Source organism: Streptomyces sp. adm13(2018) (genome assembly GCF_008042145.1).
GTDB lineage: Bacteria > Actinomycetota > Actinomycetes > Streptomycetales > Streptomycetaceae > Streptomyces.
Genome location: NZ_RDBH01000141.1, coordinates 258,653 through 271,386, shown reverse-complemented (window position 1 = coordinate 271,386; position 12,734 = coordinate 258,653). Strand labels below are relative to the sequence as shown.

At 71.0% G+C, this 12,734-nt stretch carries 13 protein-coding genes; 6 read left to right on the top strand and 7 right to left on the bottom strand.

Going from position 1 to position 12,734, the window contains the following annotated elements; translation table 11 throughout:
• Window positions 1-17: 17 nt before the first annotated feature.
• On the bottom strand, window positions 18-788 hold the full coding sequence (locus EAO70_RS29270; protein WP_148005855.1) for an alpha/beta fold hydrolase: 771 nt from the start codon (window positions 786-788) through the stop codon (window positions 18-20).
• Between the two features lie 136 nt (window positions 789-924).
• On the opposite strand from EAO70_RS29270, the gene EAO70_RS29265 reads away from it, so the two are divergent.
• Genes EAO70_RS29265 through EAO70_RS29255 form a run of 3 tightly spaced genes read left to right on the top strand, consistent with a single transcriptional unit; the run spans window position 925 to window position 2,633 of the window.
• Window positions 925-1,359 (top strand): hypothetical protein, encoded by a 435-nt coding sequence (locus tag EAO70_RS29265; protein ID WP_148005854.1) that lies wholly within the window; start codon window positions 925-927, stop codon window positions 1,357-1,359.
• 13 nt (window positions 1,360-1,372) lie between these two features.
• Window positions 1,373-1,795, top strand: a complete 423-nt coding sequence (locus EAO70_RS29260; RefSeq protein ID WP_261993111.1) for a thiol-disulfide oxidoreductase DCC family protein — start codon at window positions 1,373-1,375, stop codon at window positions 1,793-1,795.
• A 10-nt stretch (window positions 1,796-1,805) separates the two neighbouring features.
• Window positions 1,806-2,633, top strand: coding sequence for a TetR family transcriptional regulator (locus tag EAO70_RS29255; RefSeq protein WP_261993110.1), 828 nt, complete (start codon window positions 1,806-1,808; stop codon window positions 2,631-2,633).
• 27 nt (window positions 2,634-2,660) lie between these two features.
• Here EAO70_RS29255 and EAO70_RS29250 read toward each other — a convergent pair whose 3' ends face one another.
• Window positions 2,661-4,214: an ABC transporter substrate-binding protein gene (locus EAO70_RS29250; protein ID WP_148005853.1), complete on the bottom strand. Its 1,554-nt coding sequence runs from the start codon at window positions 4,212-4,214 to the stop codon at window positions 2,661-2,663.
• A 192-nt stretch (window positions 4,215-4,406) separates the two neighbouring features.
• Entirely contained in the window at window positions 4,407-5,681 is a 1,275-nt protein-coding gene (locus tag EAO70_RS29245; RefSeq protein ID WP_148005852.1) for a metallophosphoesterase, read from the bottom strand.
• 189 nt (window positions 5,682-5,870) lie between these two features.
• Here EAO70_RS29245 and EAO70_RS38555 point away from each other — a divergent pair, with 189 nt between their 5' ends.
• Window positions 5,871-6,110, top strand: a complete 240-nt coding sequence (locus EAO70_RS38555; protein ID WP_222723492.1) for an SCO4848 family membrane protein — start codon at window positions 5,871-5,873, stop codon at window positions 6,108-6,110.
• A gap of 55 nt (window positions 6,111-6,165) precedes the next feature.
• Here EAO70_RS38555 and EAO70_RS29235 read toward each other — a convergent pair whose 3' ends face one another.
• From EAO70_RS29235 to EAO70_RS29225, 3 genes are all read right to left on the bottom strand, one after another.
• Complete coding sequence (locus EAO70_RS29235; RefSeq protein ID WP_148005851.1) at window positions 6,166-6,993, bottom strand: protein kinase domain-containing protein; 828 nt, start codon at window positions 6,991-6,993, stop codon at window positions 6,166-6,168.
• An 83-nt stretch (window positions 6,994-7,076) separates the two neighbouring features.
• Entirely contained in the window at window positions 7,077-7,520 is a 444-nt protein-coding gene (locus EAO70_RS29230) for a hypothetical protein (protein ID WP_148005850.1), read from the bottom strand.
• A gap of 170 nt (window positions 7,521-7,690) precedes the next feature.
• Window positions 7,691-7,945 (bottom strand): hypothetical protein, encoded by a 255-nt coding sequence (locus EAO70_RS29225; protein ID WP_148005849.1) that lies wholly within the window; start codon window positions 7,943-7,945, stop codon window positions 7,691-7,693.
• A gap of 572 nt (window positions 7,946-8,517) precedes the next feature.
• On the opposite strand from EAO70_RS29225, the gene EAO70_RS29215 reads away from it, so the two are divergent.
• Window positions 8,518-9,864 carry a tetratricopeptide repeat protein gene (locus EAO70_RS29215; RefSeq protein WP_148005848.1) on the top strand — a complete coding sequence of 449 codons (1,347 nt, stop codon included), beginning with the start codon at window positions 8,518-8,520 and terminating at the stop codon, window positions 9,862-9,864.
• Window positions 9,865-10,323: 459 nt separating this feature from the next.
• Window positions 10,324-11,592: a D-alanyl-D-alanine carboxypeptidase family protein gene (locus tag EAO70_RS29210; RefSeq protein WP_187284090.1), complete on the top strand. Its 1,269-nt coding sequence runs from the start codon at window positions 10,324-10,326 to the stop codon at window positions 11,590-11,592.
• Here EAO70_RS29210 and EAO70_RS29205 read toward each other — a convergent pair.
• Window positions 11,516-12,502 (bottom strand): YihY/virulence factor BrkB family protein, encoded by a 987-nt coding sequence (locus EAO70_RS29205; protein ID WP_148006575.1) that lies wholly within the window; start codon window positions 12,500-12,502, stop codon window positions 11,516-11,518. The genes EAO70_RS29210 and EAO70_RS29205 overlap by 77 nt on opposite strands.
• Window positions 12,503-12,734: the final 232 nt, after the last annotated feature.

Genomic DNA, 12,734 nt, shown 5'->3' with positions numbered 1-12,734 from the left:
CCGGGGGCGGGGGGCGCCTACGGGGTCGTGACCCCGGCCAGGAAGTCGGCGAGGAGGCGGGCCGTCTCGTCCGGGCGCTCCAGGGCGGGAAGGTGCCCGGCCCAGTCGAGGTCGACGCGGCGGGCGCCGGGCAGCAGCCGGGTGAGGTCGTCGGCGACCGCCCGGAAGTCCGCGAGGTCGTGGGCGCCCGTGACGACGAGGGCGGGGACCCCGATGCCGGCGAGGTCCCCGGGGGTGATCTCGGGGGTGACGGGGTCGAACTCCTCCGGGACCGCGAGCTGGACCTCGAAGGCGTGCCGCTGCATCTCCCGGACGAGCGCCCGGGCCCCGGGTCCGGCCTCGGGCCCGAGCCAGGTGTCGACGTTCAGCTCGACGGCGCCGTCGAGGTCCCCCGCCTCCAGCAGTGCGTCCTCGCGGTCCCCCCAGGCGCGCAGCTCGTCTCCGGGCTCGAAGCCGGGGATGCCCGAGGCGAGCAGGGCGAGGGACGCGACCCGGCCGGGGTGGCGGACGGCGAGCTCCAGGGCGACCGTGCCGCCGAAGGAGGCGCCGACGACGGCCGCCCGCTCGGTCCCGAGGTGGTCGAGGAGGTCGCGCACGTCGTCGGCGTGGACGTGGGCGGCGTCGACGGGGGTGTCCCCGAAGCCCCGGAGGTCGCAGCGGGCGACCCGGTGCCCGGCCGCGGCGAGGACGGGGACCTGCCCGTCCCACATCCGGCGGTCGCAGACCCCGGAGTGCAGCAGGAGAACGGTCGAGGGGCCCTGGCCGGCCAGATCGTGAGAGAGCGTCATCCGGCCGACCCTAGGCGGCGGGACCGGTGGCGGCCAGCGGGTTCTCCCCACCCCCGGGAAGCGACTTGAACACGTTCAAAGAGAGGTCTACAGTCATGACCAACAGCTTTTGAACGCGTTCAAGGGAGGGTGGGGCATGAACCTCACTGTCGTCGCGTACATCGTCTACCTGCTGATCAGCGTCGCCCTGACCATCTGGGTCGCCCGCACGCTCAGCCGCAACGGAAGGATCTTCCTGGCCGACGTCCTGCACGGGAACGAGAAGCTCGCCGACGCCGTCAACCACCTCCTGGTGGTCGGCTTCTACCTCGTCAACTTCGGCTTCGTCGCCCTCTACCTGAGCCAGGACGACGCCGTCGTCGACGCCCGTGCCCTCTTCGAGGCGCTCTCGGTGAAGCTCGGCGTGGTCCTGCTCGTCCTCGGCTTCCTGCACCTCGCGAACGTCTACGTCCTGAACAGGATCCGGCGCCGCGGGGTCATGGAGCGCGAGCAGGTGCCGCCGGTCGGCCCGCAGGGCTGGACCGCGACCCCCAAGGGCGGCCCCTGGGCCCCGCCGGCGCCCCAGGGCTGACGGGAGCGCCGCCGTGCCGACGACCCCCGTGGCGCGCCTGACCGTGCTGTACGACGCCGACTGCCCGCTCTGTGTGCACCTCAGGCACTGGCTGATCCGCCAGCGGCAGCTCGTCCCGCTCGACCTGGTGCCGGCCGGTTCGCGGGAGGCCCGCCGCCGGTTCCCGGCGCTCGACCACACCGCGACCCTGCGGGAGATCACCGTGGTCGGCGACCGGGGCCAGGTCTACCGGGAGACCTCCGCCTGGATCGTCTGCCTCTGGGCGCTCGCCGACCACCGGGCCAGGGCCCACTGGCTGGCCACCCCGGCCGGGCAGCCCTTCGCCCGGATCACGGTCCTCGCCGCGGCGAAGTGGCGGGAGGCCCTCAAGGGGCCGGACGGCCGGACCGGGCCCTGCGAGGACGGGCGCTGCGAAGCGCCCGGCGCGCCCGGCTAGGCTCGGACGCGTGACGGACGTGAAGGAAGAGAAGAAGGCCCCGAAGAGCGAGCAGACCCGCACGCTCATCCTGGAGACCGCGCTCCGGCTGTTCAAGGAGCGCGGTTACGACAAGACGACGATGCGGGCCATCGCCCAGGAGGCCGGGGTCTCCGTCGGGAACGCGTACTACTACTTCTCGTCCAAGGAGCACCTGGTCCAGGGCTTCTACGACCGGATCGCCGAGGAGCACCAGGCGGCCGTCGAGCCCATCCTGACCGGCGCCGAGAAGGACCTCACGGCCCGGATCCGCGGGGTCTACCTCGGCTGGCTCGACATCGCGGGCCCGTACCACGAGTTCGCCTCGCAGTTCTTCAAGAACGCCGCCGACCCGGACAGCCCCCTGAGCCCCTTCTCGCCCGAGTCGGAGGGCCCGCGCGAGGCGGCGATCGAGGTCCACCGGCGGGTCATCTCCGGAGCGTCCGTCAAGGTCGACCCGGAACTGCGGGAAGCCCTCCCGCGGTTGCTGTGGCTCCAGCAGATGGGACTCGTGCTGTTCTGGGTGTACGACCGCTCGGAGGGCGCGGAGAACAGCCGCCGCCTGGTCGAGCGGCTCGCCCCGGTCACCGCCCGCGCGATCTCGCTCTCCCGCTTCCGGATCCTCCGCCCGCTGGTCAAGGAGACGCACGAGCTGCTCTCCGACTTCATGCCCACGGCGGCGGGGATGGCGGCCTCGGGAAAGCCGAAGAAGAGGTCGACGACGGCGAAGGCGCCGGAGGGGGGAGCGAAGCCCGGACCGGAAAAGGAGTCCGGCCCCGGACCGGACGCGAAGTCCGACCCGGGGCCGAAGTCCCTGTGAGGCCCGGGGCCCTCGCCCCGTGACGCCCTACACCCAGCCGAGCTCCCACAGGCGCCAGATGCCCGTGCCGTCCGTGAGGTACTGGGAGCCGGCGACCGCCTCAGTGGCGAGGACGTAGTCCTTCTTCTGCCACAGCGGGACGAGCGGCACGTCGGACGCGACCTCGGTCTGGATCTGCTTGAAGTCGGTGGTCGCCCGGGAGCGGTCGCTGAACTGCTGCGTCGAGGAGATCAGCTTGTCGATGCGCTTGCTGGAGAACCCGTTGTGCAGGGTGTTCTCGGTGCCGACGAGCGGCGCGGTGAAGCTGTCGGAGTCCGGGAAGTCGGGCAGCCAGCCGACGGTGTACGCGTCGAAGGCGCCCTGCGCGTACTGCTTCTGGAACTCCGTCCACTTGACCTCGACGGCCTTGACCTCGAAGAGGCCGGTCTCCTCCAGCTGCCGCTTGATCTCCTTGGTCTCGGCCTCGTAGGTGGCGTCCGCGCGGTAGCCGAAGGTGAACTTCACCGGGGTCTCGACGCCGGCGTCCTTCAGGAGCTTCTTGGCCCGCTTGGCGTTCGGCGCCGGGTCGATGTCGTAGAAGGCGGTGCTGTGCCCGACGAAGCCCTGCGGGATGAGCGAGTACAGCGGCTCGACCGTGCCCTTGTAGGCGCCGGTGGTGATCGCCGGGCGGTCGAGGACCGCGGCGACGGCCTGCCGCACGGCCTTGTCGGCCATGGCCGAGCCGGACCGCACGTTGAAGTTGAGGTTGCGGATCTCCGCGCTCTCCGCCTCGGTGACACGGGTGCCGTCCTCCGGCTGCAGGCCCGAGATGAACTCCGGCGGCAGCTGCCGGTGGGTCACCTCGACCTGCTTCGCCTTCCAGGCGGCGGCGAGGTCCGCGGACTGCGCGTAGTACTTCACGCGCACCGGACCGCCGGCCTTGGTGATGGCACCCCGGTACTTCGGGTTGGGCTCCAGGAGGGCGGACTCGCCCTCCTTGTACTCCTTGAGGACGTACGGCCCGGAGCCGTCGACCGCCAGGTCCGCGCGCAGCCCCTTGGCCGGGTAGTGGTCCTTGTCGACGATCGAGCCCGCGCCCGTGGCCAGCTTGAGCGGGAACGTGGCGTCCCGGCCGCTCAGGTGGAAGGTGACCTCACGGCCCTCGGCCGTGACGGTCTTCAGGGTCGGGAAGAGGGGCTGCGGACCGACGTCGGTCTTGATGCGCAGCATCCGCTCGAAGGAGTACTTGACGTCCTCGGCGGTGATCTTGCGTCCGTTGGAGAACGAGAGGTCGTCCCGGAGCGTGCACTGGTACGTCGTGAGCTTCGAGCCCTCGAACTTGCAGCTCTCGGCCGCGTCCGGGACGGGGGTCGTGAACCCCGGCTTGAACGTCAGCAACGACTGGAAGACGTTGCTGTACATGGCCCAGGAACCGGCGTCGTACGCGCCGGCCGGGTCCAGTGAAGTGACCTCGTCGGTTGTGCCGACGCTGATCGGATCGGTCCGGCCGCCGTCGGAGGGCAGGAGTTGCCAGCCCCCCACTCCGGCGGCCACCAGTACTCCACAAGTGATGAGGATCCGCAGACGGACCGTCGACCGCATTGCCGTGCTTCCTTTATTCGTCCACCCCAGCTGCGACGGCCCCCGGAAACGTCGCGATGCGGTCATCCCATCACACGTGTTTCACAAGTGGAAGAGAAAACTTTCACACCACAGGTATATGTCCGGGAAATGCGAATTTAAGTCGATGAGCAGCACGTATCGGACTCGGTGCGGGGAGTGACCCCGCCCCGATTACGCCTGTTTCGAGGCGAGTTCGACGAGGGTGATGTCGGAGGGCGCCCCGACCCGGACCGGCGGTCCCCACGCGCCCGCGCCGCGCGAGACGAACAGCTGGGTGTCTCCGTAGCGCTCCAGACCGGCCACGGTCGGATTGGCCAGTTCCGCCAGGTAGTTGCCCGGCCAGAGCTGCCCGCCGTGGGTGTGGCCGGACAACTGGAGGTCGACTCCGTGGCGCACGGCGTCGTGGACGACGATCGGCTGGTGCGCCAGGAGGACCGCGGCGCGGGCCCGGTCGCGGTCGCCGAGCGCCCGCCCGAAGTCGGGTCCCTGCCCCTCGCTCTCCCCCGCGATGTCGTCGACGCCGGCGAGGTCGAAGCCGGCGGCGATCTCCACGCGCTCGTTGCGCAGCGGGCGCAGTCCGAGCTCGCGGACGTGGTCGACCCAGGCGTCGGCGCCCGAGAAGTACTCGTGGTTCCCCGTCACGAAGAAGGAGCCGTGCCGGGCGCGGAGCTGGGCGAGGGGTTCGGCGGCGGGGCCCAGGTTCTCGACGGTGCCGTCGACGAGGTCGCCGACGACCGCGATCAGGTCGGGCTGGGTGGAGTTGATCGTGTCCACGATGCGCTGGGTGTGGGCCCGGCCGAGGATGGGCCCGAGGTGGATGTCGGAGACGACGGCGATCCGGTAGCCGTGGGCCGCGCGCGGGATCCTGGCGAGCGGGACGGTGACCCGCTTGACGCGGGGGCCGCGCAGCACGCCGTACGTGCCGAGGCCGACGGTCCCGACGGCGGCGGCGGCCGCGGTGCCGCCGACGACACGGGAGACGAAGAGCCGCCGGGAGACGTCGACGGGGGGCTGAGGGGTCGTGTCGGCCGGCTCGTCGGCGACGGCCGGAGCGATGTCCGGGACGGGTACGGGGACGGGCGCGGGTGCCTCGGCGGGTGCCGTGGCGGGTGCCGCGGCCTGCGCGCGGCGGTCGAGCAGACGGCGCAGCAGGGGTCGGACGGCCTCGCCGACGAGCAGCGAGAGGGTCACGTACAGGAGCAGCGCGAGCCAGAGGAAGCCCGGCCAGGCGACCACCTGCTGGAGCACGAACGGGGCTCCGGCGCGGGCCGAGGTGAGGGCCGCGACGGACAGCAGCGGCAGCGCCACGACGGCCACCGTGCCGAGGCGGCGCGGCAGGCTTCCGGGCGTGGTGACGTCGCGCACGAGGCGCCGCCACACGTACCAGTGCACCGCCGCGAGCACGGCGAGCACCACGATCAGGACCAGCAGAAAGACGACGACCACGCCCCGGAACCCCTTCTTCCACCGCTCGCGCGGTTCTCACCGACTTCGCGCCGCACGGCACGCACCCCACCCGACCCGAGCACCGCGATCACCCTCGCCGGGGCAGGCGCCCGGAGACCCTGCCACAAGATCGTCAGGGGCCCGTCCGATACTGGCAGGGCACGGCCCCTCCATCGCGAAGGACATCCCATGAAGCTCAGCCGCCGCGTCTCCTGGTTCCTGCTCGCGTTCGGCGTCTGGTCCTGGGTGATCTGGGTGACCTTCGCGAAGAACCTCTGGAAGGACGGCAGCGGCCTCGCCTTCGACGACGCCGGCGACCCGACGGCATACTTCTGGGTCCACCTCGCCCTCGCGGTCACATCGTTCATCCTAGGGACGGCCGTGGGCGTGATCGGCCTGAGGGGCGTACGAACGAGGCCGGCGAGCTAGAAGGGCCCACCCGGGCGGTGTGGGGGGCGCACGGACGGGGCCTCATGGGGCCGCTCTACACGACGGCGCTCAGCCTGTCGCAGACCTCGGCGGCGGTGGGCCGGTCGGCGGCCGAGGGGCTGAGCATGTGGCGGATGAGAGGGCCCAGCGGCCCGGGGACCCGCACGGGCCGGTGGGGGCCCGCCACGATCGCCCGCCGCTGCTCCTCCCGGGACGCGTCGTCCGGGTAGGCCACGTGCCGCCATCCGGTCGCGCTGATGAACAGTGCCGCCCCCAGCGCGTACACATCCGCTTCCCGCGTCGGTGTGACCGTGCCGGACCCCAGCACACCTGCCGAGATCTCCGGCGCTTCGTAGTGGACGAGACAGCCCCGGTACGGGAAGTCGTACACGCGGGGAACCGGCCCGCCACTGGACAGCCCAAGATCGATCAGGGAGGCGCCGCCCGGCTCCCCCAGGAGGAAGTGCGCGGGCTGCACGTCCCCGTGCGCCCAGCCCCTGCCGTGCAGGGCCGACAGCGCGAGCGCGCACGACAGTGCCTCTCCGAGGTCCGGCTCGGCCTCCCCGCTCCGGCAGGATGCCCACCGGTCGTGCAGGCTGTCTCCACGCCGCCACGGCTGAGCAGCCCACGTGCCGTGTTCCCACTCCCCGCTGAAGATCCGCTCATGGGTGAGCTGCCGGAGAATCGCCGCTTCGCGAGCGGGCGCCAGAGCGGTCCACGCGTGCGCCCTGGTGGGATGGCCCACCTTCACGGCGTAGGGGCCGAGATCCGTCGTGACCTTCCAGACGGTGGACCCCCGCCGGTTCAGAACCAGCTGCCTGTGACCAGGGTCCAGCAACAGGAGCGCACCCTCGGGCGGTTCGTACGGCCCTTCGGGACTCATGCGTGTGCACCTCCACGACGGGGCCGACCCCCGAGGGCTCGGGAGTCGGCCGCGCTCACGTCAAGGTCGGAGAGTACCGACGGTCAGACGGCCCGGTAGTCGCGTCCGCAGTCCGCGTCGCACTGCGCCGCGTTCTCGCCGTTCACGGTCCACAGGTCGTCCATGACCACGAACCCGCCGGCCTTGATCGCGTGAGCCGTCGCCTGGACCTCCTCCAGGACCCTGCCCCCACCGCCGGGGCGCGGGTTGTGCTCCAGGAAGCGGCCCCCGTGCCTGCGGCAGAACGCACGGTAGTCGGCGGTGTGCAGGATGAACGCGTGCAGCGCGGCGTCCACGTCGTCCGACGGGACCATCTTCACCGTGGCCGTGCCGACCGTGGCGAGGAACGCGAGTGCCTGATCCGTGGCTCGCTCGGCCTTCGCCCGGTCGTGGCCGAAGTGGTTCACGGTGAACTCGGCGATGCTGTCGAACAGCTCCGGGTCGACCAGCGCACGGCCGGTACGAAGGTCGTGGGTGGTAGCCGTCATGGCTGTCTCCTCCTGTTGGTGTGGAGTACTGCACTTGCCACCCGTCCGCCCTTGCCGTCTCTCGACGGACGGGAGTGATGCCCGCTCTGCTCCCGGACGGATGGCGCGGGACCCTCCGCCGCCGGTTCGCGGAGGGAGAGCGGGAGATGTCTCGCGCTGCCGGCCGCCACCTACGCGGCGAGACCCGCGCAGCGCGTTCGGTGGAGCTTCGCGAGAGCGGCAAGCTGCCGCCGCTCCCGTTCGCCGGCCGGTCGTACACGCGTCCAGGGAGCGGTCCACTCGTAGCCCGTCGGCCGCACGAGGCGAACGATTCCGCCCGGGTCGAAGCCGGCGACGACCCCCACCATGTCGTGCGAGGACTCGTAGACCTTGAGCCCGACGAAGAGACCGGTGTTCCCGTGCGGCCGAGGCCTGCGGTTCACCATGCCCGGGGCTTGTACTCCCGGCTGAGCCGGTTCGCTTCGGCCACCCGGTCCGTGAGCGCGTCCGACTGCCGCGCCGGGACCATCTCCTCCGGATCGGCTTCCCATTCCCTACCCCCATTCAGCGGACGAAGCTGGTGACGCGGGCCGACATGGCCCATCACGCGGCCCACGCGGCCCGTTCTCGTGTCCTGGACGACCTCTCCCGGCTCCCACACCCGCGGGTGTTCGCGCGGGCCCTCAGGCAGGTTCACGGCGCCGCTTCCCCTCCAGCCCGTCGCGCAGCCGAAGCAACACGGGCCGGGTGGGAGTCGCGTAACCGCTCCGGGGCACCCATTCCGGCGCGAGCCGCCAGAATCCGCCGCCCGCCTGTATCGGGGCGGTCGGCTCGTCCACGTCGTCTGTCTCGCGGGCGCGCTTGTGATCCATGTCCGGGTCCCTCGCTGTGGCGTCGTCCCTTGCGGCGATCTCTGCTCGCACTAGGCAACCGCGTGACTACGCTCAGCGGTACGGTGGCAACGGAGGCGGGACTTAAGAGCTTTAAGCGGCTTCATAGCGCGGGGAGTTGAGGGCCGGTGGGCAACCCGGAACCGAACACGGGGCTAGAGCGGCTGTACCGGGAGTCCGGCTGGACGCTGCGACAGTTCGCGCAGGAGATCAACCGCTTGGGGACGGAGCGCGGGACGCCTCTGCGCTACCGAGAGCCGTCGGTACATCAGTGGCTCAAGGGCCATGTGCCGAAGGAGGACGTGCGACCGCTGATCCTGGAAGCCCTCACCCGTCGGCTGCAGCGCCCTGTGACGCCCAGCGAGGCCGGGTTTCGCACGGCTCCCACTGATCAACGCCCCGAGCACCCCAGTACGGTGGAGGGGCTGTTGGACCTGGGGAGGCACGACATGGATCCGTCCCGCCGAAGCATCCTCGGTGTCGGCCTCTTCTCCGTCGCGTTGACCGTCCCGAATTGGCCTGACGTCGTGGGCAGGATGGAAGCCGTCCAGAAGGGCGACGTTCAGCGCATAGGGATGGCCGACGTTCAGACCGTGGCCGCGATGACCGAGCGAATCTCGGCGCTGGACGACCAGTTCGGCGGGCGTACCGCCCGGCCCATGGCTGCCGCGTTCCTGGTGAACACGGCGACTCCCTACCTGCGAATGGAAGCTCCGGAGCCTGTCCGCAAGGCCATGATGGGGGCGGTCTCGGATCTCTGTTACCTCACGGGCTACATGGCGGTCGACGAAGGACTGCACGGCCTGGCTCAGAGGTACTACCTCAAGGCACTTGAACTCGCCGGAGCGTCAGAAGATCACTTGACGTTCTGCACCACCCTGCGAGGGATGAGTGTTCAGGCGGTCGACTTGGGGCACGGCAAGGAGGCGATGCGCCTCGCGGACGCGGCGGCGGCAGCCTCACCGCAGGCGGGACCGCGCATGCGCGCGTTCCTCGTGGGACAGCAAGCCCATGCGGCAGCGCAGACGGGAGCCCGCGTCAAAGCGCAGCGCTTCCTACGCGAAGCCGAAGTGGCGATGGAGAAAGCCGAGTCTCAGTCCAAGGCTTTCGGCTCGTACGACCCGTCATCGCTCCTCTACCACACGAGCCAGGTCCGATACGAGCTCGGCGACGTCGCCGGATCGATCGAGGCGATGGAACAGTCCGACCGACTGCGCCAGAGTGTCTATCGGCGCGCCCGCGTCCGGCACCGCTGCACTCTCGCCGAGAGGCAGCTCGACCTGGGGCACCTTGAGGCGGCGTGCGCGACGTGGAGACTCGCCCTGGACGACTATCCCAGTCTCCAATCCGGCCGGGCGGACGACCGCATCAGGGCCATGCATAGCCGCATCAGGCCGCATCTCAAGAATCACGCTGCGCGAGACCTCTTCGAGCAGGCCCGGCTCGTCACTCCCGCACGACTCATGCCTCGGTAGTTCGAGGGGAGATTCCGTCGGCTCGGTGGTCCGCCTGCTCGGTGGTCCGCCTCCACCGCATCGGCGGGGACGCCTCCTGGGCACCCGTCGCACCGAGCCGAGCCCACTTCGCCGATGCGGCCGTGGAGCGGAGCTGGAGAGCCGACCTCTGCCGCCCTTTGTGTGCGGGCTTCGAACACCGGGTGGGCCGGTGTGGATCCCCGGTGGGTCGATTGACGTCTTGAAGGTGTGAAGCGTCTGTCTTCCCCCGGCAGGTGGCCGGTCGGCCACGTACAGAAAGTGATCCAGATGAAGCAGCCCCGCACCCCGCACGCGAGCAGGACCCAGGAGACGCGAGGGCTGAACCGCGTGCGGGCGGGCTTGCCGTCGGTCCCTTCGGGCCCGCGGACGGGTGGACGGGGGCGGCCGAACCGCCAGGCGAGGTTCGGATCCTTGTTCCGTGCCTGTACGTTCACGACCGTGTCTGCTTCGAAAAAGACCGCTTGGGCGGTCACTGCTGCTCTCTTCCTGCCGCTCGTCGCCGCCGTGCCCGCCCACGCGGACACGAAGGACGAGAAGGACAAGCAGCCCAAGCCCCCGAACGCGATGTCCTCGCTCGGCGGACCGCTGCTCGGCAACCCCGGCACCCAGGTGCAGCTGGGGCCCGGCGCCCCTGTGCTGCCCAAGGAGCTGTCCGGGCGCTCCTGGGTCGTCGCGGACGCCGAGAGCGGCGAGGTCCTCGCCGCGCACAACGCGCACTGGCCCCTCGCCCCCGCCTCCACGCTCAAGATGCTCTTCGCTGACACCCTGCTGCCGAAGTTCCCCGACGCCCGGCTGAAGCACCTCGTCACCACCGCCGACATGGCCGGGATAGGAGCCGGCTCCAGCCTGGTCGGCATCAAGGAGAAGCAGACCTACACCGTCCACGACCTGTGGCTCGGAGTCTTCCTTCGCTCGGGCAACGACGCCGTCCACGTCCTGACCAGCATGAACAGCGGTCTGCGCCAGACCGTGAAGGAGATGAACGAGCACGCGGTCGAGCTCCAGGCGCTCGACACGCACGTGGTCTCCCCCGACGGCTACGACGCCCCGGGCCAGGTCTCCTCCGCGTACGACCTGACGCTCATCGCCCGCAGCGGCATGCAGAAGCCGGCCTTCCGCGAGTACGCCGCCACGCCCCGCGCCGTCTTCCCCGGCGAGCAGAAGCCGGGCAAGAAGCGCGAGAGCTTCGAGATCCAGAACACCAACCGGCTGCTCACCGGCGACCTCGGCGTCGCCCCGTACCAGGGCATCGCGGGCGTCAAGAACGGCAACACCACGCACGCGGGTGCCACCTTCACCGGCGTCGCGGAGCGCAACGGCAAGGTCCTGCTCGTCACCGTGATGAACCCCTCGTCGAAGGAGCAGCACGCGGTCTACCGCGAGACGGCCCGGCTGCTCGACTGGGGCTTCGCGGCCTCCGGGAAGGTGACCCCGGTCGGCGAGCTGGTGCCGCCGCTGTCCGCCCGTACCGAGTCGGCCGCCCCGGACGACGGCTCGGTCCCCGCGCCCGGCAAGAACGCCCCCGACGGCACCGTGCACGCCGCCTCCGAGGAGCGGTCCGGCGGCATCGGGATCGCGCTCGGCGTGGCCGGCGGGGTGCTGGTGCTCCTCGCCGGCGCGGTCTTCCTGGTCAACCGCCGCTGGCCGCTGGCCGGGGCGGCGGGACGTCGTCGCCGGGCCCGGCAGGACCCGGACGTGAACCCGTAGCGGCGCCGTCCCCGGCCCCGTCCCCGGACGTGCCGTCGGCCGTGTCCTCGGCCGCGGACTCCCCCTTGGAGCCCGTGGCCGTCCAGGCGGCGCAGTACAGCAGCAGCTTCGCGGTGAAGTTGATCCAGATCAGCAGGGCGATCGGCACGCCGAACGCCCCGTACATCGACTTCGCCGCGACGCCCTTCATGTAGCCGCCGAGCAGCAGTTTCAGCAGTTCGAAGCCGACCGCGCCCATCAGCGCCGCCACGACGAGCCGACGGCGCGGCGGATGCACGGCGGGCAGCAGCGTCAGGACGTACAGCAGGATCAGGAAGTCGGCGACGACGCCGACCAGGACGGCGGCCGCCTGCAGGAGGTAGCCGCCGGCGCCCTCGCCGGAGATCCCGACCCGGTCGGCGCTCCAGCCGACGGCGGTGGAGCCGAGCCAGGACGCGGCGAGCGAGGCCAGGGCCACGCCGCCGAGGCCGAGGAGGATGAGCCCGTCCTTGCCCTTGAGCAGGACCGGGTTGCCCTCGATGTCGTCGAGCCCCCACACCGCGCGCAGGCACTCGCGCATGGAGCCGACCCAGCTGATGCCGGTGACCAGCAGAAGCGCGCCGGCGACCAGTCCGATCGTGCCGGCGTTGGCGACCAGCCCGCCGATGTCGAGCTGGTCGGAGATGCCGGGCACCTGGTCGCCGATCTTCTCCTCGATCGTGTCGAGCTGGTCCTTGCTGAGGAGCGCCGCCCCGACCGCCGCCGCGACCGTGATCAGCGGAAAGAGGGCGAGGAACGACAGGAAGGTGATCGCGGCGGCGAGCCGCGTCCAGTGGGCCGCGTCGAGGGTCTCGTACGAACGCCAGGCGTGGGTCCTCATGAGTCGGGCGACCCAGGGGCCGATGACGGGGAGCTTGGTCAGCCAGTCCATGTCGTACGTCTGCCCCTCGATCCGTTCGCGTGCGCAGGGAGCGCGGTACGAGAATCCCCCGCCGGAGGCCGTGAGGACGCGAGCGACATCCCGCACGGGGCGAGCGGCCTCGCGCGCCCCGCCGTCACCGGCCGCGTCCCGCCGTCGGCCGACGGCCGCGGAGGTTCTCTCCGGGTCCTCCTTTCCTCACCCGTTCCGACGAACCGCCCCGCAATACCGGCATAAGAGACAG